The organism is Knoellia locipacati (assembly GCF_007992835.1).
Classification (GTDB): domain Bacteria; phylum Actinomycetota; class Actinomycetes; order Actinomycetales; family Dermatophilaceae; genus Knoellia; species Knoellia locipacati.
This window is the reverse complement of the sequence record NZ_BKBA01000013.1, coordinates 18,157-41,872: the sequence shown is the minus strand read 5'-3', so window position 1 is coordinate 41,872 and position 23,716 is coordinate 18,157. Positions and strand designations below refer to the sequence as shown.

The following is a 23,716-nucleotide window of genomic DNA, read 5'->3' as shown; positions in this document are numbered from 1 at the left end:
GCGTCTTGGGGCAGCGCCCTCACGCCGGCCGTCGGGACGGGCTCAGCGGCGGCGCAATCGCGCCCAGGCCTGGCGCGGCCAGTCGAGGGCGGCGTCCTTGACGTCGTTCCACTGCTGCACCCCGTCGCCGGGGACGAGGTAGGCCCGCGCCCGGTCACCGCGCTGCCGGGCCGAGACCGCAGCCTTCCACACCGCCTTGGCGTCCTCGCCGACGTCGTCGATCGGCGTGCTCGGTGGGGCGTAGCGGGCCCGCTCGACGGTGTCGACGATGCGTCCCATCGCGGCCTTGGAGTCACCGGTGAGGATGGCGTCGTGGGTGAGCCGCGCCCCGGCCTGGCCTGGCGTGCTGCCGGCGGGCGGTGCGATGCCGATGTCGCCGAGCCGCGAGATGAGCGAGGCCCACTCGGCCTCGACCCGCTCGGCGTCGTCACGGGCGTCGAGGCGCATCCGTCGGCGCCGCACCCACGCGGCGACCGGCAACAGCAGGAGCGACAGGATGATGCCGAGCACGATCCCGATCGTCAGGAGGTTGTCGCGCGCCCAGCTGAGCGGGCCCGGGAGCGACGACGTGGTGTCGCGGACTGCTCCCTGGTCGCTGTCGGGTCGCTCGCTGGCCGTCGGGGCGGGAGCGGACGTCGTCGCGCTCGCCGAGGGGCTCGCGGTGGGGTCGGCCTGCGAGGGGATGAGGCTGTAGACGGGCGCGGCACCGGCACGCACGCCCGGCGTCGGCTCGAACCGCGTCCAGCCGAGGTCGGGGAACCACAGCTCGGGCCAGGCATGGGCGTCGGCAGCGCGCACGGTGTAGCCGCCGTTGGCGAACGTGCCGGGCAGGAAGCCGATCGCCATCCGGGCCGGGATCCCCTTGAGCCGGGCCGCCATGACGAAGGCCGACGCGAACTGGACGCAGTAGCCGGTGCGGGAGACGAGGAAGTTCGACAGCGGGTCCGACATCATCGTGCGACCCGAGACCGGGTCGGTGGGCGTCGGCAGCTGGAGCGAGTAGGTGTACTGGCTGCTGCGGAAGTGGGCCTGGAGCAGCCGGGCCGTCTCGAGCGGGGTGGCGTCGCTCGGCACGACCGAGTCGACGAGCTCGCTGAGCCGCAGGATGCCCTCGCCGCCGAGCTCGGTGTAGAGGCCCTGCTCGGACCCCGCCGGCTCCGGACCGTTGCCGGAGAAGTCGCTCTCCTCGGGAGCGAGCTCGCTGTAGGTCGCGGAGTAGTCGCCGCGCGTGCGGTCGACCTCGTAGCCGCCGACGAAGTTCCGGCGCAACGGCGCGCCGTCGAGGTCGACGGAGCGCAGGGGAGTGGGCAGCGCGATCTGGGGCGCCTCGAGACGGTTCTCGGTGACCTCGACCTTGACGTCGGTCCGCTTGACGTCGGGTGACCCGACGGCCGGCTCGACACCGTTGGTGACGACCCGGTTGGCGTCGAAGCCGGTGCTCCACTCGCCGTTGCGGTAATCGGTGAGGATCGCGACCCGCAGCGGGACGGGCGTGCTCGTCGATGTCTTGTAGTCGATGACCGGCTGCTGCGACTGGCTCTCGAGCGAGCGGCGCAGGTCCAGGGTCGTGTTGAGCCGCACCGAGCCCCCACCGGTGCCGTTCTCGGTGCGCCCGAGGCCCTCGGCGAGGTAGGTCGTGGGCAGGTGCGGCACGACCGCGGGCACGACGACGGCCAGGGCGAGCGCGCCGGCCCCGAGGAGCCGCGCCGTCCCTGCGACACCGAGGACGGGGTCGTGGTCCTCACCGTCGGCGGTGCGCGGAACCGCTGTGCCCCAACGCCGCACGCTGGTGATGCCCTGGCTCGCGACGAGCCCGAGCCAGAACGCGATGGGGAGCACGAAGTACTTCCAGCTGAGTCCCTCACCCGAGTTCGTCGCGGAGACGAGGTATGCCGTGAGGAGACCGAGCCCGGACAGGGCCGGCAGGCGCAGGGTCACCGCGATGGCGTCGGTGGCCAGGGCCGTGAGGCCGACGAGCATGGTGATGCCCACGATGACGCCGCGTTCGGTCGGCACCGGGACGGAGAAGGCCATGACGGTCTGCTGGGCCTCGCCGAGCAGGATCCCGAAGGTCCGCATCGTGTCGGGTCCGGGCAGCACGCCGTAGTAGAGGTGTCCGCGCCCGTGCAGCCACGACACGACGAGGGTCGCCGCGACGAGCTGGCCGGCGAAGACCCGCAGGGCCGACGCCGTGACCGAGCGCAGGACGAGCCCGACGACGGCGATGGTGGCGACGACGACGAGGGTGGGGCGCACCCAGGCGTTGGAGTCGAAAAGCGTGAGCAGCGGGAGCGCGACCGTGAAGCTGGCCAGGGCCGCGAGCAGGGTCTCGACCGGGCGGGCGCGGTTCATCGGGCACCCACCATCCGGCGCGACCCGGCGACGGCGGCCCAGGCGTCGGCCACCGCGAGGTCGGGCGTCACCGGCAGGGCGGCCCAGCCGGCGCCGGAGAGGGCGGCCGTGGTGGCCCTCGGCTCGAGGTCGCCGCCGCGCGCCTGCTCGCCGCGGGCGAAGGTCGAGCCGTCGACGACGAACGCCAGCCCGGGTCCGCCGGGCTGGCGCAGCGACGACAGCGCCCGGGCCGAGTCGTCGTCGAGGGCGCCCATGATGGCGACGACGAGGCCGCCTTGTGCGGTCGCCCCGCTCGCGGCGTGGAGCATGCTGCCGACGCCGGTCTCGTCCGACGGTGTGGTCCGGGCGAGTGTCTCGAGCGCGGCGTCGAGGTCACCGTCCTCGCGCACCCCCGACTCCTGCCCCGGGTCCGGGGTGAGGAGGTGCACGGCGAACCCGGAGTCGAGGAGGTGGTTGACCGCGGAGGCCGCCATCGTCACGGCCCACTCGAGCGAGCCGGCCGGCCCCGTGCCCCCGTGGGCCCGGGCGCGGGTGTCGAGCAGGACGACGGCGCGGCGCTTGGCGGGGCGGTCCTCCTGCCGGACCATGAGCTCGCCGGTGCGGGCGGTGGCGGGCCAGTGGATGCGTCGCAGGTCGTCGCCGTCGCGGTACTCGCGGATCGACTGGTCGTCCTCGCCGTGGAGCGCCACGCGGTGGGGGACCGAACCCTCGGCACCGAGGCCGCGCCCGAGTGCCCGGCCGTCCGAGAGGGTGACCACACGGGGGAGGACGAGCAGCTCGTCGTGGCTGCTGATCGAGGTGTGGCGCAGGGTGAGCCCGAACGGGTCCTGGACGCGGACACCCAGCGGGCCGAGCCGGTGCGCACCACGCGCGTGGGCGCGGACGGCATACTCCACGTGCGTGACACCGCCGCTGGGAAGTCCGGGGACGACGAAACGCGGCCGGTCGCCGAGGGAGTAGTCGAGGTGCTCCTCGGCGAGCAGTACCGGGGAGCGCGACGACGACGGGTTGGAGATCGTCACCCCGACGACGGCCGGCTCGTCGATCGTCACCCGTGACGGATGGGCCTCGCGCTCGACGACGAGCGCGAGGTCGTGACGTCGGCCGAGCATCCCGGCGAGCAGCGGCAGGGCGCACAGGGCCGTGCCGATCCGGCTGAGGTCGTGCTGCCCGAGCGCGAGCCCGGAGAGCACCAGGACGATCCCCGACGCGAGGAAGGCCGCACCTCGTGTCGTGAGCGACTCACGGAACCGGCGCATGTCCCTCCCTCAGCGGGTGGGCGCCGGCACGCGCACGCGCTGGAGCAGGTCGGCGAGGACGTCGGCAGCCGAACGGTGCGCGAGCTGGCTCTCGCCGGTGAGCATGAGTCGGTGGGCGAGCACGGGTGTGGTCATCGACTGCACGTCGTCGGGCAGGACGTGGTCGCGCCCGGCGAGCGCGGCGTGCGCCCGGCTGGCGCGCAGCAGGTGCAGGCTCGCCCGAGGTGAGGCGCCGAGGCGCAGCGCCGAGCTCGTGCGGGTGGCCTGGGTGACGTCGACGACGTACTGCTTGAGCGCCTGCGACGCGTGGACCCGGCGGACCGCCTCGATCATCGAGATGACCGTCGTGGCGTCGGTGACCGGGCGCAGGGCCTCGAGCGGCGACCCGGCCCCGTGCTGGTCGAGCATCTCGAGCTCGCTGCGTGCGGACGGGTAGCCCATGGAGATGCGCGCCATGAAGCGGTCGCGCTGTGCCTCGGGCAGGGGGTAGGTGCCCTCCATCTCGATCGGGTTCTGGGTCGCGAGGACCATGAACGGACGGGGCAGCGCGTAGGTCGTGCCGTCGACGGTGACCTGCGACTCCTCCATCGACTCGAGCAGCGCCGACTGGGTCTTGGGTGAGGCGCGGTTGATCTCGTCACCGACGACGACGTTGGCGAAGATCGCGCCCGGCCGGAACTCGAAGTCGCGCACGTCCTGGTTGTAGACGCTGACACCGGTGATGTCGCTCGGCAGGAGGTCGGGCGTGAACTGCACCCGTCGCACGGACGCGTCGATGCACCGCGCCAGGGTCTTGGCGAGCATCGTCTTGCCGACGCCCGGGACGTCCTCGATGAGGATGTGACCCTCGGCGAGCAGCGCGATGACAGCCGTGCGCACCGCCGCGGGCTTGCCCTCGATGACCGAGTTCATCGCGTTCTGGAGCGAGCTCGCGACCTGGAGGACCTGGTCGAGCGCGGCCCCGGTGTGCGGTGCTCGCTCGGTGCGGACGTGCTCGGGGGCCGGGTGGACCTCGTCGTGTGCGGGCACCGGAACTCCTGTGATGAGTGCTCCCGGGGCCCTGCGCCACCGGGGCTTTCGATCTTGCCCCACATTCCTCCACCGGGGGAGGGCCTCGCGCCCGAAAACGGAGTTCACAGCGAACGTGCAGGTGCGGGCGCAGGGGGAGCGGACGGCATACGGGCGTCTGCGGTGGGCTCGGGGACCCCGGAACCGTGCTTTCAGCGCAAAAGTGCCCCACTTTGCACCACCGCTGCTGACCTGCGGAAAAAGGGGGTTCAGATGACTGTAACGACTTGATTTCAAGTAAAGGTGGAGTAAAGTGGGGGACACCGGAGAGAAGTGTCGCCCACGGGTCGAAACGGATGGGGAGGTGAGCGCGGTGTTCCTCGGTACTCACACGCCGCGCCTGGACGACAAGGGCCGTCTCTTCCTCCCCGCGAAGTTCCGCGAGCGCCTCTCGACCGGCCTCGTCGTCACCCGCGGCCAGGAGCGCTGCCTCTACGTCTTCCCGATGGACGAGTTCACCAAGGTCACCCAGCAGATGCAGGAGGCGCCGACCACCAACCGCGCGGTCCGCGACTACATCCGCGTCTTCCTCTCCGGTGCGAGCGACGAGATCCCCGACAAGCAGGGCCGCGTCACCATCCCCGCGCACCTGCGCCAGTACGCCGGCCTCTCGCGCGAGTGCACCGTCATCGGCACGGGCTCGCGCGTCGAGGTCTGGGACACCGAGGCGTGGAACGACTACCTCGCCAGCACCGAGCAGGCCTACTCCGAGCAGTCGGAGGAGGTCATCCCCGGACTCATGTGACCTGCCCCGGCTCCCGGCCTCCAGCCGACCGGTTCCCGACACGACTTCCCCCGTGCCGGGCCCCGGACGGATGGGGACCAGGGGCCGGGGCACAGGACCACCACAGGGATCGACCTCCAGCACGACGCAGACACCCACCACCGCGCACCACGACCGCCGCACCGCCAGTCCCACCCACACGCCAGTCAGACGAGGAGCACCACATGGAGTCACGGGGAGCCGCCCACGAGCGGCACGTGCCCGTGCTCCGCGACCGCATCGTCGACCTCCTCGCCCCGGCGCTCGAGGCGCCTGGGTCGGTGCTCGTCGACGGGACCCTGGGCATGGGTGGGCACACCGAGGCCTTCCTCGAGCGCTGCCCCGAGGCCACCGTCATCGGCATCGACCGCGACGAGGAGGCCCTCGCGCTCGCGGGTGAGCGCCTCGCCCGGTTCGGGGACCGCTTCCGTGCAGTCCACGCCGTCTACGACGAGATCGCCGACGTCGTCGCCGACGCAGGGCTGCGCGAGGTGCAGGGTGTGCTGTTCGACCTCGGTGTCTCCTCGCTCCAGCTCGACGAGGCCGACCGCGGCTTCGCCTACGCCCAGGACGCACCCCTCGACATGCGGATGGACCAGGGGAGCGGGATCACCGCCGCCGAGGTCCTCAACACCTACGCCCCCGGCGACCTCATCCGCGTGCTGCGCGACTTCGGCGAGGAGCGCTTCGCCAAGCGCATCGTCTCGGCCATCGTCCGCGAGCGTGAGGTCGAGCCCTTCACCCGCTCGGCGCGCCTCGTCGACCTGCTGCGCGACGCGGTCCCGGCCGCGTCGCAGCGCACCGGTGGGCACCCGGCCAAGCGGACCTTCCAGGCGCTGCGCATCGAGGTCAACGACGAGCTCGGCGCATGGCAGCGCGCGGTCGTCGGCGCCATCGACGTCCTCGCCGTCGGTGGCCGCATCGCCGTCCTGTCCTACCACTCGCTCGAGGACCGGATCACCAAGCGCGCCCTCGTCGCCGGTGCCACCTCGACGACACCGCCCGGTATGCCGGTCGAGCTCCCCGAGCACGCGGCATACCTCCGCCTGTTGACCCGAGGGGCAGAGGAGCCCCCGGCCGACGAGCAGTCCACCAACCCACGATCCGCCTCCGCACGACTGCGGGTCGCAGAACGCACACGATCCACCCAGGGAGCCCGGCGATGACCACGACCGCCACCGCACGCCAACTCCACCGCTCACCGGCTCGGCCCACGAGGCCGCAGCCGCTGCGCGTGGTCCGCCAGCAGCCCCAGCAGGGGCAGCCGGCGTTCGTCGCCGCGTGCCTCGCGCTGCTCGTCGCGGGCCTGCTCGGGGTGCTCATGCTCAACACCGCCATGGCCAAGGGCTCCTTCGTCCTCGGCGACCTCCAGGACCAGTCGAACCAGCTCGCCGACGCCGAGGAGGCGCTGAGCCACGCCATCGACGCGCAGAGCGCGCCCTCGGTGCTGGCCCAGCGCGCCCTCGACATGGGCATGGTCCCCTCGGAGACGGCAGCCTTCCTCCGCCTGAGTGATGGCAAGGTCCTCGGCGTGGCGCAGGGCGCAACGGCGCAGAAGGAATTTACGGTGGCCACACAAGGCAGCTCCGCTGCCGCGGCAGCCCGTCCGGCGACGACCCCGCAGACGACGGTCAAGACGGTGGGCACCGTGACGACGACGACCGTGACGACCCTCAAGGGGGGCAACATCGAGGTCACGACCACGAGTGTCGACTCGCGCACCGGCGAGACGACCGCGACGACGTCGACCAAGAGCGCCCGGTCGGCCGACGAGTCCTCGACGCCCGCGCCTTCGTCCTCGTCCTCGTCCTCGTCCTCGGCCTCGCCGAGCGCCTCGCCCTCGGCGTCCTCCTCGCCGTCCCCGTCGGCCTCGTCCACGGACCCGAACCCGGCGCCGAGCGCCACGACGACGCCGTGACCCCCCGGACCCCGCCTCCGTCCGGAGGGCGCGAGCCCCGGCGGTCTGGTCGGTCCGCCTCCACTCCTCGCTCCGCCTCCACTCCTCGCTCCTCCGCGCGTCCTTCCTCAGGTGCACGTCCTGCTTCAGGCGCGGCCAAGCCCGCGACCGGCCCGGCGCGTCCGGCCAAGAAGCGCCAGCCCCCGGCAGCCGGTGCCGCCCGGACGCAGCGTCCCGCGGCCAAGCGCCCGGCGACCGCGTCGAAGGCGACCGCCGCCAAGACGTCCGCCGCTCGTGGCTCGGGCTCGTCGACCTCGAGGGCCACGGCCTCTCGCGCCGGCTCCGGACGAGGTGTCCCCCCGCGCAGCACGGCACGCCGCACCGGTCCGCCACGGCGACCGCCGGCGCGCCGCAAGGCGACCCGGTCACCGGGCAACCCGCGTCGTCGGATGCGCGGCATGACGATCGCCGTCCTCTTCGTCTTCAGCATCTTCGCGGCGCAGCTGCTCCGCATCCAGGGCTTCGACTCGTCGGCCGTGGCGGCCCAGGCGCTCGAGCAGCGCACCGAGAAGGTCGTCATCCCCGCTCTGCGCGGCAAGATCACGTCCTCCGACGGGGTCGTCCTCGCCTCCAGCCGGGCCCGCGAGACCGTCGTCGCCGACCCCACCGCCGTCTGCACCTACAAGCAGAAGAGCACCAAGACCTGCGACCCCGCGACGAGCGGCGTCGCCGTCGACCTCGCCGCCAAGGCCCTCGCTCCGCTCCTCGGCCGCACCGCCGACGAGCTGCGCCCGCGGCTCGGCGGGTCGGGCCGCTACCAGGTGCTCGACCGCAAGGTGAGCCCGCTGACCTGGCGCAAGATCGCCAACCTCGGCATCCCCGGCATCTACCGTGACTCGGCCGAGGCCGTGCCCGAGCGCGTCTACCCGCAGGGGCCGAACTCGGCCTCGCTCGTGGGCTTCGTGACCAACGACGGCGCCGCCGGTGGTGGGCTCGAGTCGATGATGGACACCGCCCTCAAGGGGACCGCCGGCTACTCGATCTTCGAGAAGGCCCCGGACGGGTCGAAGATCCCCGGCGGACGTCAGGGAGGCGCCCCGGCCGACGACGGCCAGGACGTCATGCTCACGGTCAACTCCAACATCCAGTGGTACGCCCAGAACGCCCTCGCGCAGCAGATGGCCAAGATGGGTGCCCAGTCGGGCACCGCCGTCGTGATGAACGCCAAGACCTCCAAGGTCCTCGCGCTGGCGTCCTACCCGACGTTCGACCCCAACGACATCGCCAGCGCCAAGGGCAGTCTCGTCAACAAGGCCCTCAACGACGTCTTCGAGCCCGGCTCGACCGCCAAGGTCATGACCGTCGCGGCGGCGCTCGAGGAGAAGCTCGTGACGCCCGGCCAGCCGGTGGTCATCCCCAACCGCATGCAGCGCTTCGACGCGAGCTTCAAGGACAGTCACGACCACCCGACGCTCTACCGGACCGTCGCCGGCACGCTCGCCGAGTCGAGCAACATCGGGACGATCCTCATCGGCGAGACCATGCCGCCCAAGAAGCTCGAGGAGTACTTCCGCAAGTTCGGCCTCGGGTCGCGCTCGGGCATGGGCTACCCGGGTGAGTCGGCCGGACTGCTGTCCTCGTCCAGCAAGTGGAGCGGCACCCAGCGCTCGACCGTGATGTTCGGCCAGGGACTCTCGGTGACCGCGATCCAGGCGGCGTCGGTGTTCCAGACGATCGCCAACGGCGGCATGCGGATGACCCCCTCGCTCATCGAGGGCACGACGGCCGAGAACGGCACCTTCACCAAGGCGGCGGAGAAGCCCGGCACGCGGGTGGTCTCCGAGGACACCGCGGCCAAGGTCAACGCGATGCTCGAGGGTGTCGTCTCCAAGGAGGGCACGGCGCCGCAGGCCCAGATCCCGGGCTACCGCGTCGCCGGCAAGACGGGGACCGCCGACTTCTACGACGCCCGGCTCAAGCGCTACAGCGGCAAGACCGCGAGCTTCATCGGCTACGCCCCCGCCGACAACCCCGAGCTGGTCGTGGCCGTGATCCTCCAGCGGCCGAGCGCCAGCATCTACGGCGGCACGGTCGCGGCGCCGGTCTTCCACGACGTCATGACCTATGCGCTCCAGGAGCTCAAGGTCCCGCCGACGGGGACCGCGGCCGCGCCCATCACGCTCTCGGTGACGCCCGAGGAGGCGCTGTCCAACCCGGACACGCTGCGTGACAAGGCACGTCACCCGGCCAAGTAGTCTGACTGGTCGTGTCTGCTCCCCGACCCGCTTCCCGTGACAGCTCGAGCCTTCGTGAGCTCGCGCTGCTCGTCGACGCCTCCATCGAGACATCGGCGGACCTCGACGTGGGGGTCACCGGAGTGACCCTCGACTCCCGTGCCGTCCAACCCGGTGACCTGTATGCCGCGTTGCCCGGCGCCCGTGCGCACGGCGCCGACTTCGCCGCGCAGGCGCAGGCGGCCGGCGCGAGCGCGGTGCTCACCGACGCCGACGGTGCCGAGCGGCTCCGCGCCGCCGCTGTCGCCCTCCCGGCCCTCGTCGTCGAGCAGCCCCGTGCGGTGCTCGGCGCCCTCTCGGCCCGGATCTACGACACGACCGAGCAGAGCCTGACCATGGTCGGCATCACGGGGACCAACGGCAAGACGACGACGGCATACCTCGTCTCGAGCGCGCTGGCCGTCCTCGGGCACCGGACCGGTCTCATCGGGACGGTCGAGACCCGGATCGGCGACGAGCGGATCAAGAGTGTCCGCACCACGCCCGAGGCCACGGACCTGCACGCGATCCTCGCCGTCATGGAGGAGCGCGACACCGACACGTGCGTCATGGAGGTGTCGAGCCACGCGCTGAGCCAGCACCGCGTCGACGGTGTGGTCTTCGACCTCGCGCTCTTCACGAACCTGTCGCAGGACCACCTCGACTTCCACGCCGACATGGAGGACTACTTCAGCGCGAAGGCGCGGCTGTTCAGCACGGAGCACTCGCTGCGCGGGCTCGTCTGCGTCGACGACGTCTGGGGTCGCCGGCTCGTCGAGCGCTCCGGTGTCCCCGTCACCACCCTGACGACCCTGCCCGACGCAGACGCCGACTGGACCGTCACCGTGGACGAGCAGGAGCCGTCGCGCTTCGTCCTGCGCGGCCGTGGCATCGAGCTCGACCTTCGCTCGGCCCTGCCCGGGGACTTCAACGTCGCCAACACCGCCATGGCTGCCGTCGCCCTCCTGCTCCTCGGTGAGGAGACCGACGCCGTGAGCCGGGCCATCCTCACCGACCCGCACGTGCCGGGCCGGATGGAGCGGGTGACCTCGTCCACCGACGGCGACGACCTGCTCGCCGTCGTCGACTACGCCCACACTCCAGACGCCGTCGAGGCCGCCCTCGCCGCCCTGCGGCCCTCGACCACCGGCCGGCTCGTCGTCGTGCTCGGTGCCGGCGGTGACCGCGACCGCGGCAAGCGCCAGGGCATGGGACGCGCCGCCGCCGGGCTCGCCGACGCCGTCGTCGTCACCGACGACAACCCGCGCGGCGAGGACCCGTCGAGCATCCGTGCCGCCGTCCTCGAGGGCGCGCGCTCGGTCGACAGCAGCTCCACGCTTGTCGAGGTCGGCGGCCGGCGCGAGGCCATCCGCGAGGCCGTGCGGCTCGCCCGCGAGGGTGGCCCGGGCTCCGTGGTCGCCGTCGTCGGCAAGGGCCACGAGACCGGCCAGGAGGTCGCCGGCGTGGTGCACCCGTTCGACGACCGCGAGGAGCTCAGGGCCGCGCTCGACGCCGCCGACGGCGAGGCCGGCGCTGCCGGCGCTGCTGGCGGCACCACCAACGACGAGACCACCACCACGGACACCGACGAGGAGACCACCGGGTGATCGCCCTCTCCCTGACCGAGATCGCCGAGCTCACGGGCGGTGCCCCCCACGGCGTCGAGCCCGCCGCGGCGCCCGTCGTCACCGGCGCCGTTGTCACCGACTCCCGGGAGGCCGAGCCTGGAAGCCTCTACGTCGCCCGCATCGGGGAGCGCATGGACGGCCACCTCTTCGTGGCCGCAGCCCGGGACCAGGGCGCCGTCGCCGCGCTGACGAGCCGGGTCGTCGACGAGCTCCCGTGCGTCGTCGTCGACGACGTGCAGGCCGCCTTCGTGGCCCTCTCGCGCGCCGTGCTCGACCGCGCCCGCGACCTCACCGTCATCGGCATCACCGGGTCCTCGGGCAAGACGAGCACCAAGGACCTCCTCGGGACCGTCCTCGCCACGAGCGGGCCCACGATCGCGCCGGTCGGCTCCTACAACTCCGAGGTCGGCGTGCCGCTCACGGTCACCCGCGTCACCGACGACACGCGGTTCCTCGTCGTCGAGATGGGCGCGCGCGGGATCGGGCACATCGAGTACCTCACCCGCATCGCACCGCCGCGCATCGGCGTCGTCCTCAACGTCGGCACCGCCCACGTCGGCGAGTTCGGCTCCCGCGAGGCGATCGGCCGCGCCAAGGCCGAGCTCGTCGAGGCCCTGCCCGCAGACGGTGTCGCCGTCCTCAACGCCGACGACCCCGTCGTCCGCTCCATGTCCGAGCGCACCGAGGCCCGCGTCGTCCTCGTCGGCGAGGCGTCCGACGCCGTCGTGCGCGCCGAGGACGTGGGCCTCGCGAGCGACGGGCGCGCGAGCTTCCGCGTCGTCACGCCGGCGGGGGAGGCCCCCGTCCACCTGCGGCTCGTCGGCCGACACCACGTGGGCAACGCGCTGGCCGTCATCGCCGTGGCCCTCGAGTGCGGGATGTCGCTCGACGCCACCGTCGCCGCCGTCGCGGATGCCGGTGTCGTGAGCCGCTGGCGCATGGAGGTCACGCAGCGTCCCGACGGCGTGACCATCGTCAACGACGCCTACAACGCCAACCCCGACTCGATGCGCGCGGCGCTGGCCGCCCTCGAGACCATGGGGACGGGACGTCGCACCTGGGCGGTCCTCGGCTCGATGCTCGAGCTCGGCGACGAGTCCGACGACGACCACGCCGAGGTCGGTGCCGAGGCGCAGCGCCGTGGCGTCGACGAGCTGCTCGTCGTCGGCCCGACGGCCCGTCCGATGGCCGACATCCCGGCCACGCCGGACACCCGGATCCGCTGGGTCGAGGACGCCGACGCGGCCGAGGTCGTCCTCCGCGCCGAAGTGGCGCCACCCGACGTCGTGTTGTTCAAGTCCAGCCGCGATGCAGGTCTACGGTGGCTCGGAGACAGACTCACCACCACCGACCGCACCACCCAGGAGGATCCCCAGTGAAGGCCGTGCTCGTCGCTGCGGTGGTCAGTCTCGTCGTCGCACTGTTCGGCACGCCCATGTTCATCAAGGTCCTCGTCAAGCGCGGCTACGGCCAGTTCATCCGCGACGACGGACCCACCTCGCACCACACCAAGCGCGGCACGCCGACGATGGGCGGCGCGGTCATCGTGGCCGCGACGATCGCGGCCTACGGCGCGGCGCACCTCGCGTTCTGGACGGCCCCGAGCTGGAGCGGGGTGCTCGTCCTTTTCCTCATGGCAGGGCTGGGGCTCGTCGGCTTCCTCGACGACTACATCAAGATCAGCAAGCAGCGCAGCCTGGGACTCCGGTCCAAGCAGAAGCTCTTCGGCCAGGGGCTCGTCGGCGTGATCTTCGCGATCCTCGCGCTGCAGTTCCCCAACGGCTCGGGTCGCACCCCGGCGTCCACGAAGATCTCGTTCGTCCGCGACACCAACATCGACCTCGCCTTCGCGGGGACGATCGTCGGGGTCCTGCTCTTCATCCTCTTCGCCAACGTCATCATCGCCGGCACGAGCAACGGCGTGAACCTCACCGACGGGCTCGACGGCCTCGCCACCGGAGCCTCGGTGATGACGTTCGCCGCCTACGTCCTCATCGGCATCTGGCAGTTCAACCAGAACTGCCAGACCAACGCTGGCATCAAGTGCTACGAGGTCCGCGACCCGCTCGACCTCGCCATCATCGCTGCCGCGGCGATGGGTGCCTGCTTCGGCTTCCTGTGGTGGAACGGCTCGCCGGCCAAGATCTTCATGGGCGACACCGGGTCGCTGGCGCTCGGTGGTCTGCTCGCCGGTCTGGCCATCGTCACCCGCACCGAGTTCCTCGTCGTCATCCTCGGCGGCCTCTTCGTGACGATCACGCTGTCGGTGATCATCCAGGTCGCGTCGTTCAAGTCGACCGGCAAACGGGTCTTCCGGATGGCGCCGCTGCAGCACCACTTCGAGCTCCTCGGCTGGCAGGAGGTCACGATCGTCATCCGGTTCTGGATCATCGCGGGCCTCTTCGTGGCCTTCGGGCTCGGCCTCTTCTACGCCGAATGGGTCGTGGGCGCGGCATGACCTCGAACGACCCGAGTCGCGCCTCGAGGTTGTCAGGACTCACCTCGCGCGAGTCCGACTGGGCCGGCCTGCGCGTGCTCGTCGCCGGCCTCGGCGTGAGCGGCTTCGCGGCCGCCGACGCCCTCCTCGAGCGCGACGCCCACGTCATCGTCGTCGACGGCTCGTCGCCCGACGCCTCTCCGGCCATGGCCGAGCGGGCGCGCATCCTCGAGATCCTCGACGCCGAGCTGCGCTTCGGTCCCGAGCACGTCTCCCGTATGCCGTCCGACCCCGTCGACCTCGTCGTCACCTCACCGGGGTGGGCGCCGACGCAGCCCCTGCTGGCGGCCGCCGCGCAGGCCGGTGTCGCGATCTGGGGCGAGGTCGAGCTGGCCTGGCGGATGCGCCCCACCGAGGGGGCCGCACCGTGGCTCACGGTGACCGGCACCAACGGCAAGACGACGACCGTGCAGATGCTCACCTCGATCCTGCGGGCAGCGGGGGAGCGGGCGATCAGCGCGGGCAACGTCGGCACGCCCATCCTCGAGGCGGTCATGGACCCCCAGCCGTTCGACGCCATCGCCGTCGAGCTCTCGAGCTTTCAGCTGCACTGGTCGGACTCGATCCGTCCGCAGGCGTCCGTGTGTCTCAACGTCGCACCCGACCACGTCGACTGGCACGGCAGCTACGACGCGTACCTCGCCGCCAAGGGCAAGGTCTACGAGGGCACCGAGATCGCCTGCATCTACAACGTCGACGACCCCCAGACCGAGCGCCTCGTCGAGGAGGCCGACGTCCAGGAGGGCTGTCGCGCCGTCGGCTTCACGCTCGGCACCCCGGCGCCGTCGATGCTCGGTGTGGTCGGTGACGTCCTCGCCGACCGGGCGTTCGTCGAGCAGCGTCGCCACGCAGCCGCCGAGCTCGCCTCGATCGAGGACCTGCGCGCAGACGCCCCCGACGTCGCCCCCCACCTCGTCGCCAACGCGCTCGCAGCCGCCGCCTTGGCCCGCGCCCACGGTGTCGAGCCGGGCGCGGTGCGGGCCGGTCTCAAGGCCTTCCGGCCCGAGGCGCACCGGATCGCGCACGTCGCGACGATCGACGAGGTGCGCTACGTCGACGACTCCAAGGCCACGAACCCGCACGCAGCGGCGGCCTCGCTCACGGCATACGAGCACGTCGTCTGGGTCGCCGGAGGGCTCCTCAAGGGGGCCGACGTCGACGACCTCGTGCGGTCGGCGGCCGGCCGGCTCCGGGGTGTCGTGCTCCTCGGGCGCGACCGCGCGACCATCGCGCAGGCGCTTGCCCGACACGCCCCCGATGTCCCCGTCGTGGAGGTCGCCGAGACCGACACTGGAGCGATGGACCGCGTCGTCACCGAGGCAACCTCGCTCGCCCAGCCCGGCGACGTCGTGCTCCTCGCACCGGCCGCGGCGTCCATGGACATGTTCGACAACTACGGCGCACGCGGAGACGCCTTCGCCGAGGCGGTGCTCCGCCGATCGGCTTCCGAGGAGTGAGTCAGTGAGCAGCACGACCGGTTCCGGCGCGGAGCGCGGCTTCGGGGTCGTCCCCGGGTGGCTCGAGCGCCTCGACCGTCCCGTCACGACCTACTACGTCCTCGTCGGCGTCACCTCGGTGCTCGTCGGCTTCGGGCTGATCATGGTCCTGTCGGCCTCGACCGTCTCCTCGCTCCAGGCGACCAACTCCGGTTCGGCCTACTCGATCGTCATCAGCCAGACGGTCTTCGCCCTCATCGGGGGGACCGCCCTGCTCATCGCCTCACGGCTCTCGGTGGCGACCTGGAAACGCCTGTCGCTGCCCCTGCTCGGCGCCGGCCTCGTGCTCCAGGTGCTCGTGTTCACGCCGCTCGGCGTCGACGTCAAGGGCAACCGCAACTGGCTCGACTTCGGCGTCTTCTCGATGCAGCCCTCGGAGCTGCTCAAGGTCGGTCTGGCCCTCAGCGGCGGGCTCATCCTGTCGGCCAAGCGCAAGCAGCTCGGACAGGTCAGCCACGCGCTCGTGCCCTACGTCCTGCCGGTCGCGATGTTCGCCATCGGTCTCGTGCTGCTCGGCCACGACCTCGGCACCGTCCTCATCCTCTCGGCGGTCGTGGGCGGCGTGCTCTTCACCGCCGGTGTCCCCGGTCGCTGGTTCGCCATGGCGGCGGCGGGCTTCGCCGCGGTGGCGGTGACCTTCGTCGTCACCAGCCCCAACCGCCTCGGTCGCTTCGACGTCTGGCTCGGTCGCGACACCGACCCGTTCGGTGCCGCACGCCAGTCGATCCAGGGCCGCTACGCCCTCGCCGACGGTGGCTGGACAGGCGTCGGGCTGGGGCAGTCGCGAGAGAAGTGGCAGTGGCTGTCGGAGCCGCACAACGACTTCATCTTCGCCATCATCGGTGAGGAGCTCGGCCTGCCCGGCACGATCATGGTGCTCGCGCTCTTCGTCGTCCTCGCCCTCACCTGCTACCGCCTCGTCATGCGCACGTCGGACTTCTTCGTCCGCGTCGCGACGGCCGGCATCATGAGCTGGATCGTCGTCCAGGCGATGATCAACGTCGCCGCGGTCATCGGACTGCTCCCCGTCATCGGCGTCCCGCTGCCGCTCGTCTCCTCGGGTGGGTCGTCGCTCGTGACGACGATGCTCGCGCTCGGCATCCTGCTCTCCTTCGCCCGCGCCGAGCCCGGGTGCGCCAAGGCCCTCGCCGGCCGCCCCTCGCTCATCAAGCGGTCGTTCGCCGTCATCCCGAAGCGGAGGTCCGGGCGATGAGCACCCAGCTCACCGTCGGCTCGGTCCTGCTCGCCGGGGGCGGCACCGCCGGTCACGTGTCGCCGCTGCTGGCCCTCGCCGACTGCCTGCGCCGCCGCGAGCCCGACGTGCGGATCGTCGCGCTCGGGACCGCCGAGGGCCTCGAGGCGCGACTCGTCCCCGCGCGCGGCTACGACCTCGAGGTCGTCCCCAAGGTCCCCATGCCCCGCCGGCCCTCCGGCGACCTGCTCCGGCTGCCGGGCTCGCTGCGCCGGGCCGTGGCCGCCGCCGACGCCGCGATCACGAAGGCCGACGCCCGCGTCGTCGTCGGGTTCGGCGGCTACGTCTCGACGCCCGCCTACCTCGCGGCGCGACGACGCGGCATACCCGTCGTCATCCACGAGCAGAACGCCCGACCCGGCCTCGCCAACAAGCTCGGTGCCCGCTTCGCGAAGCACGTCGCGGTGACCTTCCCGGGGACCCCGCTGCGCGGGGCCACGGTGACCGGTATGCCGTTGCGCCGCGAGATCGCGCTGCTCGACCGCAAGGCCCGACGCGCCGAGGCGCTGGCCGCCTTCGGGCTCGACCCCCAGTGGCCCACCGTCCTCGTCACCGGCGGCTCGCTCGGGGCGCAGCGGATCAACGAGGCGTTCCGGACGTCGATGGGCTCGCTGCGCACGGCGGGGGTCCAGGTCCTCCACGTCACCGGTGTCGGCAAGGAGTTCCCTGTCGAGGAGTCCGGCGCGGGCGCCCCCTACGTCGTCGTCCCCTACGCCGACCGGATGGAGCTCGCCTACGCCGCGGCCGACATCGTCGTGGCGCGCTCGGGAGCCAACACCGTCTGCGAGCTCACCGCGGTGGGCCTGCCGGCGGCCTACGTCCCCCTGCCCATCGGCAACGGCGAGCAGCGGCTCAACGCCGAGGCCGTCGTGTCGGCCGGTGGTGGCCTCGTCGTCGAGGACGCCGACCTCACGCCGGCCTGGATCGAGACCACCCTCGTCCCGCTGCTGCGCGACGCCACCCGCCTCGGCGAGATGGCGGCCGCGGCCGCATCGGTGGGGGAGCGCGACGGCGACGAGCTGCTCGCCGACCTCGTCGTGGACGCGGCGTCCGGGAAGGTCTGACCATGTCGCGCAACCCCCGGTTCGACTTCACCAGCGAGGTCCCCGGGCTCGAGACGCTGGGTCGGGTCCACTTCATCGCGATCGGCGGGGCGGGCATGTCCGCGGTCGCCCGCATCATGCTGGCGCGCGGTGTGGCGGTGAGCGGCTCCGACGCCAAGGACAGCGCGGTGCTCGAGAGCCTGCGCGACCTCGGCGCCCACGTGAGCGTCGGCCACGATCCGGCCCATGTGGCCGACGTCGACACGGTCGTCATCTCGTCGGCGATCCCGGAGTCCAACGTCGAGCTCGCCGCGGCGCGTGCCGCCGGGCTCCTCGTGCTGCACCGTTCGCAGGGGCTCGCCGCCACGATGCACGACGCACGCCCGGCTGCCGTGGCAGGCGCCAACGGCAAGACCACGACGACGTCGATGCTCACCGTCGCGCTGCAGGAGGCGGGTCTCGACCCGTCCTTCGCGTCCGGAGGCGAGCTCACGGGACAGGGCACCAACGCGGCGTGGGCCGACGGCGACGTCTTCGTCGTCGAGGCCGACGAGAGCGACGGCTCGTTCCTCGTCTACCGGCCCGAGGTCGCGATCGTCACCAACGTCCAGCCCGACCACCTCGACTTCTACGGCACCTTCGACGAGGTCGAGAGGGCCTACGCCGAGTTCGCCGCCTCCCTGCGTCCCGGTGGGCTCCTCGTGGCCTGCGCCGACGACGCGGGCTCGGCCCGGCTCGCCGCACGCGTGGCCGCCACCGGCACGCGGGTCCTCACCTACGGCTTCGACCCGTCGGCGGACCTGCGGCTGTCCGGGCACCGCCCCGACACCGAGGGCATCGGGACGACGACCACGCTGCACCTGCCCGGCGGAGGCGTCGAGACCCTGCGGCTGGCCACGCCCGGAGCCCACAACGCGCTCAACGCGGCGGCCGCGCTGCTCGCCGCCACCGAGGGCTTCGGTGCGGACCGCACACGCACCCTCGCCGGGCTCGCGGGCTTCGACGGCGCACGCCGCCGGTTCGAGGTCCGCGGAGAGGTCCGTGGCGTGACCGTCGTCGACGACTACGCCCACAACCCCGGCAAGGTCGCCGCCGTCGTCTCCACCGCCGCCGAGATCGCGGGCCGTCGCGGCGGTCGGCTGCACGTCGCCTTCCAGCCGCACCTCTACTCGCGCACCCGCGACTTCGCCGACGGTTTCGCCGACGGGCTCGCGCCTGCCGACACGGTCGTCCTGCTCGATGTCTACGGCGCCCGTGAGCAGCCGATGGAGGGCGTGACGAGCGAGCTCGTCGCCACCCCGCTGCGGCTGCTCCCGGGCGAGCGCTCGGTCCACGTCGGAGGGACCTTCGAGTCGGTCGCCGCGCTGCTCGCCTCCGTGGCGGGAGAGGGCGACCTCGTCCTCACCGTCGGCGCCGGCGACGTCACCGAGCTCGCCGTCCACGTCCTCACGGCACTGGGGGAGCGATGAGCGGCGTCGGCGTGAGCCGCGGCCTCGCCCAGGCCGACCCCCGCTTCCGCGAACGCGCCCTCCAGCGTCGACGCCGTCCCTGGCTGCGCGGACTCTGGACCGCGGTGGCGGTGGCCGTGCTCGTCGGTCTCGCCTGGGTCGCCTTCTGGAGCCCGCTGCTCGCCGTCCGCTCGGTCGAGGTGACCGGCGTGACCGGCGCCGATCGCACCGCGGTCGTGGGCCTCGTGCGGGTCCCGACCGGCACGCCCCTGGCGCGGGTCGACCTCGAGGCCGTCGAGGAGCGGGTGCGCAGCCGCACGACGATCGCCGAGGTGTCGGTCGAACGCGGGTGGCCCTCGACACTGCGGGTCCGGACGATCCAGCGGCACCCCGCGCTCGTGCTCAAGAACCCTCAGGGTCAACTTGAGGTTGTGGACGCGACGGGTGTCTCGTACGACGTCGTCAAGGCCCCGCCAGCCGGGGTCCCGCTCGTCACGGCCGCGTCGCCCAAGGGGACGACCAAGGAGGCCCTCGAGGCCGCGCTGTCGATGGTCCGGACCCTGCCGCCGGACCTGTCCTCCCGGGTCTCGTCGATCCAGGTGAGCACCGCCAACCTCGTGTCGTTCACGCTCGGCGGGGTCGACGTCGTCTGGGGCGGCGCCGACGACGCCGACCGCAAGCTGGTGATCCTGCGGGCGCTGCTCCCGACCAAGCCGGAGGTCATCGACGTGAGCGCGCCAGACTCGCCGGTGACGCGCGGAGGGCCCTCACCGTCACCGTCCAAGTGAGGGTTTCCCCCAGTGACGGGTGGGGCTGGTGGGGGTGATGTGACTCGCGTGGTGGCCGTGGGCGAGAATGGTCCGGACTCGCGCGCGACACGCCCACGCGCTCGTTGCATGAGGCCACGCTGACGCCTAGCGTCGCTTCATCGGGTCGTGACCAAACTGTGACTCTTGACTTCAGGTCGAGGCTTCACCGGAGGTCTCCGGCCCCGACCAACCAGTCGAGCACCCAGCACCAGAACCTCAGCACTCTCAGGGAAGGCCCCACACCGTGGCAACACCACAGAACTACTTGGCCGTCATCAAGGTCGTCGGCATCGGTGGAGGTGGTGTCAATGCCATCAACCGGATGATCGAGGTCGGGCTCAAGGGTGTCGAGTTCATCGCGATCAACACCGACGCGCAGGCCCTCCTGATGAGCGACGCCGACGTCAAGCTCGACGTCGGTCGTGAGCTGACCCGCGGCCTCGGCGCCGGCGCCGACCCCGAGGTCGGCAAGAAGGCCGCCGAGGACCACGCCGAGGAGATCGAGGAGGTCCTCAAGGGGGCCGACATGGTCTTCGTCACCGCAGGTGAGGGTGGTGGCACCGGCACCGGTGGCGCCCCCGTCGTCGCGCGCATCGCCAAGGGCCTGGGCGCCCTGACGATCGGTGTCGTCACGCGCCCGTTCACCTTCGAGGGCCGTCGCCGCGCCAACCAGGCCGAGTCCGGCATCGGCAGCCTGCGCGAGGAGGTCGACACCCTCATCGTCATCCCCAACGACCGGCTGCTCTCGATCAGCGACCGCGCCGTCTCGATGCTCGACGCGTTCCGCAGCGCCGACCAGGTCCTGCTCTCCGGTGTCCAGGGCATCACCGACCTCATCACCACGCCGGGCCTGATCAACCTCGACTTCGCCGACGTCAAGTCCGTCATGCAGGGTGCCGGTTCGGCGCTCATGGGCATCGGCTCGGCGCGCGGTGAGGACCGCGCCGTCCAGGCCGCCGAGCTCGCCATCTCGAGCCCGCTGCTCGAGGCCAGCATCGACGGGGCCCACGGTGTCCTGCTCTCCATCCAGGGTGGCAGCGACCTCGGTCTCTTCGAGATCAACGAGGCGGCTCGCCTCGTCCAGGAGGCCGCGCACCCCGAGGCCAACATCATCTTCGGCGCCGTCATCGACGACGCCCTGGGCGACGAGGTCCGGGTCACGGTCATCGCGGCCGGGTTCGACGGCGGCACCCCCGCCAAGCGTCCCGACGAGCGTGGCATCGGCAGCATCCAGGGTCCGAGCAAGACCCAGCAGGCGGCTGCCGCCCAGCAGGCACAGCAGGGCTCCTCGAACCACACCCCGCCGCAGCGCCAGGCGCCGGTGCAGCCCGAGCCCCTGCAGCGTGCGGGCCAGCCCGACCCGCAGCGCCCGGCCACCCAGGCTCCGGCCGTCCCGCCCGTCGTCCCGGCGAGCGAGCCGGTCCGGCAGCCAGTCGAGGTGTCGCACGGTCAGCGCACCGCCGAGGCCGAGCAGCGTCCCACGCCGCCGCGCACCGTCACCTTCGACGACGGTGACGACCTGGATGTGCCCGACTTCCTGAAGTGACCCACCACGCGACTTGAGGCACCGACCTGACGCACGCACGACGAGGGCGACCGGCCGTGGCCGGTCGCCCTCGTCGCGTCTACGGTGGTCCCGTGTTCTTCTGGCGAGACGACCTGGGCGGCATCCGCCGCGCCTTCACCGACCGCGCCGGCGGGGTGAGCGACCCTCCGTATGCCGGCCTCAACCTCGGGGGCCACGTCGGCGACGACTCGGATGCGGTGCGCGAGAACCGAACCCGCGTGGCAGCCGCACTGGCCGTCGACGTCGAGCGGCTCGTCTTCATGGACCAGTGCCACGGGAGCGATGTCGCCGTCGTCACCGAGAAGCCCGACGGCGCGCTGCCCGTCGACGGTGTCGTCACCGCCGAGCCGGACCTCGCCCTGGCGGTCCTCGTCGCCGACTGCACCCCCGTCCTGCTGTCCGACGCGGAGGCCGGAGTCATCGGCGCGGTGCATGCCGGGCGTCCCGGCATGACGACGGGCGTTCTCGCACAGGCGATCTCGGCGATGCACGACCTCGGGGCGAGCCGGATCGCCGCCGCCGTCGGCCCGAGCGTGTGCGGTCGCTGCTACGAGGTCCCCCTCGAGATGCGGGAGGCCGCGGCTGCGGTGACCTCCGAGGCCCGCGCCGTGTCCTGGACGGGCACACCCGCCATCGACGTGGCCTCGGGCGTCGTCGCACAGCTCCGAGCAGCCGGCGTGGACGACCTCACCTGGGTCGCGGGTTGCGCCCGTGAGGACGACTCGCTGTTCTCCTACCGCCGCGACGGGACGACCGGACGGTTCGCCGGGGTCATCGTGCGAGGCGTGTCGTGACCGGACGGCGCGACGAGCTGGCGGGCCGGCTCCGGGAGGTCCGGGCGCGCATGGACACGGCTGCGAAGGCCGCCGGCCGGGACGCCGACGACCTCGAGCTCGTCGTCGTGACCAAGTACTTCCCGGCCAGCGACGTCGACCACCTCGTCGACCTCGGGGTGCGACACATCGGCGAGAACAAGGACCAGGAGGCCGCGGCCAAGGTCGCCGAGCTCGCGCGCCGTGACGACGTCACCGTCCACTTCATCGGGCAGCTGCAGTCCAACAAGGCCGGCCACGTCGCGGGCTACGCCGACGTCGTGCAGTCGGTCGACCGGCCCAAGATCGTCACCGCCCTCGACCGCGGCGCCGAGCGCCACGGTCGACGGCTCGACGTCCTGCTCCAAGTCGCTCTCGACGGCGCCGACGGCAGGGGAGGAGCCGCACCCGACGAGGTGCCCGCCCTCGCCGACCTCGTCGCCGGGGCACCGTCGCTGCGGCTGCGAGGCATCATGGCGGTGGCACCGCTCGACGGTGACCCGAGGCGCGCGTTCGCGCGGCTGCGGGAGGTCGCGGACGGCATACGGGCAGGTCATCCCGACGCGACCTGGATCTCGGCCGGGATGAGCGGTGACCTCGAGGACGCCGTCGCCGAAGGGGCGACACACCTGCGTGTCGGGACCGCAATACTCGGTTCTCGTCCGTCACTTGGGTAACTTCTTTTCACGAACACGGTCACGGTGACCGCCGATTCGCACTAGGAGTACTCATGGCTGGCGCGCTGCGCAAGACGATGGTCTACCTCGGGCTGGCCGAGGACGAGGGTCGTTACTACGACGAGGCCTACGACGAGTACGACACCGACGAGACCTTCGAGGCCGAGGACGCACGCGAGACGCGTGAGCGCCCGGCCGAGGTCACGCCCCTGACGACGCGTCGCAGCGTCGCCCAGGTCGTGCGGACCCAGGAGGCGTCGGGCATCTCGAGGATCACGACGATCCACCCTCGCACCTACAACGAGGCCAAGACCATCGGCGAGAACTTCCGCGAGGGCACGCCGGTCATCATGAACCTCACCGACATGGACGACGCCGACGCCAAGCGTCTCGTCGACTTCGCCGCCGGCCTGGTCTTCGGGCTCCACGGCGCCATCGAGCGTGTCACCGCCAAGGTGTTCCTGCTCTCTCCGTCGACCGTCGAGGTCAACGCCGAGGAGTCCGTGGCGGTCCCCGGACGCACTCTGTTCAACCAGAGCTGACCCCCGGCCCAGCTGGCCCACAGACCGTTCACGCACACTGTCGCCATGGACGCCGTGCTCTCGACGCTCAAATTCATCGTCTGGCTCTACCTCATGGTGGTCTTCGGGCGGCTCATCCTCGACTGGATCCGTGTCTTCGCCCGCGACTGGCGACCCCGGGGGATCGTGCTCGTCCTCGCCGAGGCCGTCTACACACTGACCGACCCGCCCCTCAACGCCCTGCGCAGGGTCATCCCGCCGCTGCGTCTGGGGGGTGCCTCGATCGACCTCGCTTTTCTCGTCCTGGTGCTCGGTCTCTATCTGCTGATCGCGATCCTCTAGGCTGGATCGCTG

The 23,716-nt window shown here is 72.0% G+C and carries 20 protein-coding genes; 17 read left to right on the top strand and 3 right to left on the bottom strand.

Annotation, left to right across the window (positions count from 1 at the left end; genetic code table 11):
* Nucleotides 1-42 precede the first annotated feature (42 nt).
* The 3 genes from KLO01_RS16055 to KLO01_RS16045 are packed head-to-tail and all read right to left on the bottom strand — an operon-like array spanning nt 43 to nt 4,640.
* Nucleotides 43-2,352 carry a transglutaminase TgpA family protein gene (locus KLO01_RS16055; protein WP_147067037.1) on the bottom strand — a complete coding sequence of 770 codons (2,310 nt, stop codon included), beginning with the start codon at nt 2,350-2,352 and terminating at the stop codon, nt 43-45.
* On the bottom strand, nt 2,349-3,611 hold the full coding sequence (locus tag KLO01_RS16050; RefSeq protein ID WP_147067035.1) for a DUF58 domain-containing protein: 1,263 nt from the start codon (nt 3,609-3,611) through the stop codon (nt 2,349-2,351). The genes KLO01_RS16055 and KLO01_RS16050 overlap by 4 nt, the downstream gene beginning before the upstream one ends.
* Before the next feature lie 9 nt (nt 3,612-3,620).
* Nucleotides 3,621-4,640: an AAA family ATPase gene (locus tag KLO01_RS16045; protein ID WP_246136265.1), complete on the bottom strand. Its 1,020-nt coding sequence runs from the start codon at nt 4,638-4,640 to the stop codon at nt 3,621-3,623.
* Nucleotides 4,641-4,992: 352 nt separating this feature from the next.
* On the opposite strand from KLO01_RS16045, the gene mraZ reads away from it, so the two are divergent.
* From mraZ to KLO01_RS15960, 17 genes are all read left to right on the top strand, one after another.
* Nucleotides 4,993-5,424 (top strand): division/cell wall cluster transcriptional repressor MraZ, encoded by a 432-nt coding sequence (gene mraZ, locus KLO01_RS16040; protein WP_147067033.1) that lies wholly within the window; start codon nt 4,993-4,995, stop codon nt 5,422-5,424.
* A gap of 203 nt (nt 5,425-5,627) precedes the next feature.
* Nucleotides 5,628-6,608 (top strand): 16S rRNA (cytosine(1402)-N(4))-methyltransferase RsmH, encoded by a 981-nt coding sequence (gene rsmH / locus KLO01_RS16035; RefSeq protein WP_147067031.1) that lies wholly within the window; start codon nt 5,628-5,630, stop codon nt 6,606-6,608.
* Complete coding sequence (gene ftsL, locus KLO01_RS17245) at nt 6,605-7,360, top strand: cell division protein FtsL (RefSeq protein WP_186828090.1); 756 nt, start codon at nt 6,605-6,607, stop codon at nt 7,358-7,360. The genes rsmH and ftsL overlap by 4 nt, the downstream gene beginning before the upstream one ends.
* A gap of 437 nt (nt 7,361-7,797) precedes the next feature.
* Nucleotides 7,798-9,594 (top strand): peptidoglycan D,D-transpeptidase FtsI family protein, encoded by a 1,797-nt coding sequence (locus tag KLO01_RS16025; protein ID WP_246136264.1) that lies wholly within the window; start codon nt 7,798-7,800, stop codon nt 9,592-9,594.
* Nucleotides 9,595-9,605: 11 nt separating this feature from the next.
* Complete coding sequence (locus KLO01_RS16020) at nt 9,606-11,219, top strand: UDP-N-acetylmuramoyl-L-alanyl-D-glutamate--2,6-diaminopimelate ligase (RefSeq protein ID WP_147067027.1); 1,614 nt, start codon at nt 9,606-9,608, stop codon at nt 11,217-11,219.
* Nucleotides 11,216-12,619, top strand: coding sequence for a UDP-N-acetylmuramoyl-tripeptide--D-alanyl-D-alanine ligase (locus KLO01_RS16015; RefSeq protein WP_147067025.1), 1,404 nt, complete (start codon nt 11,216-11,218; stop codon nt 12,617-12,619). Before KLO01_RS16020 ends, KLO01_RS16015 begins: the two co-directional genes overlap by 4 nt.
* Nucleotides 12,616-13,698, top strand: coding sequence for a phospho-N-acetylmuramoyl-pentapeptide-transferase (mraY, locus tag KLO01_RS16010; RefSeq protein WP_147067023.1), 1,083 nt, complete (start codon nt 12,616-12,618; stop codon nt 13,696-13,698). Before KLO01_RS16015 ends, mraY begins: the two co-directional genes overlap by 4 nt.
* A complete protein-coding gene (murD, locus tag KLO01_RS16005) occupies nt 13,677-15,194 on the top strand; it encodes a UDP-N-acetylmuramoyl-L-alanine--D-glutamate ligase (protein WP_147067021.1) in 1,518 nt (505 codons plus the stop codon). Before mraY ends, murD begins: the two co-directional genes overlap by 22 nt.
* 4 nt (nt 15,195-15,198) lie before the next feature.
* On the top strand, nt 15,199-16,446 hold the full coding sequence (gene ftsW, locus KLO01_RS16000) for a putative lipid II flippase FtsW (protein WP_147067019.1): 1,248 nt from the start codon (nt 15,199-15,201) through the stop codon (nt 16,444-16,446).
* Complete coding sequence (gene murG, locus KLO01_RS15995; RefSeq protein ID WP_147067016.1) at nt 16,443-17,549, top strand: undecaprenyldiphospho-muramoylpentapeptide beta-N-acetylglucosaminyltransferase; 1,107 nt, start codon at nt 16,443-16,445, stop codon at nt 17,547-17,549. The genes ftsW and murG overlap by 4 nt, the downstream gene beginning before the upstream one ends.
* Nucleotides 17,550-17,551: 2 nt before the next feature.
* Nucleotides 17,552-18,997 (top strand): UDP-N-acetylmuramate--L-alanine ligase, encoded by a 1,446-nt coding sequence (gene murC / locus KLO01_RS15990; RefSeq protein WP_147067014.1) that lies wholly within the window; start codon nt 17,552-17,554, stop codon nt 18,995-18,997.
* Between the two features lie 11 nt (nt 18,998-19,008).
* The gene (locus tag KLO01_RS15985; RefSeq protein WP_246136262.1) at nt 19,009-19,764 is read left to right on the top strand and encodes a cell division protein FtsQ/DivIB; all 756 of its coding nucleotides are present in this window, start codon (nt 19,009-19,011) and stop codon (nt 19,762-19,764) included.
* 265 nt (nt 19,765-20,029) lie between these two features.
* On the top strand, nt 20,030-21,331 hold the full coding sequence (gene ftsZ / locus KLO01_RS15980) for a cell division protein FtsZ (RefSeq protein ID WP_147067011.1): 1,302 nt from the start codon (nt 20,030-20,032) through the stop codon (nt 21,329-21,331).
* 92 nt (nt 21,332-21,423) lie between these two features.
* On the top strand, nt 21,424-22,146 hold the full coding sequence (pgeF, locus tag KLO01_RS15975) for a peptidoglycan editing factor PgeF (RefSeq protein WP_147067009.1): 723 nt from the start codon (nt 21,424-21,426) through the stop codon (nt 22,144-22,146).
* Nucleotides 22,143-22,841: a YggS family pyridoxal phosphate-dependent enzyme gene (locus tag KLO01_RS15970; protein WP_147067008.1), complete on the top strand. Its 699-nt coding sequence runs from the start codon at nt 22,143-22,145 to the stop codon at nt 22,839-22,841. Before pgeF ends, KLO01_RS15970 begins: the two co-directional genes overlap by 4 nt.
* Before the next feature lie 53 nt (nt 22,842-22,894).
* Complete coding sequence (locus tag KLO01_RS15965) at nt 22,895-23,383, top strand: cell division protein SepF (RefSeq protein WP_147067007.1); 489 nt, start codon at nt 22,895-22,897, stop codon at nt 23,381-23,383.
* Between the two features lie 45 nt (nt 23,384-23,428).
* Entirely contained in the window at nt 23,429-23,704 is a 276-nt protein-coding gene (locus KLO01_RS15960) for a YggT family protein (RefSeq protein ID WP_147067006.1), read from the top strand.
* Nucleotides 23,705-23,716 lie beyond the last annotated feature (12 nt).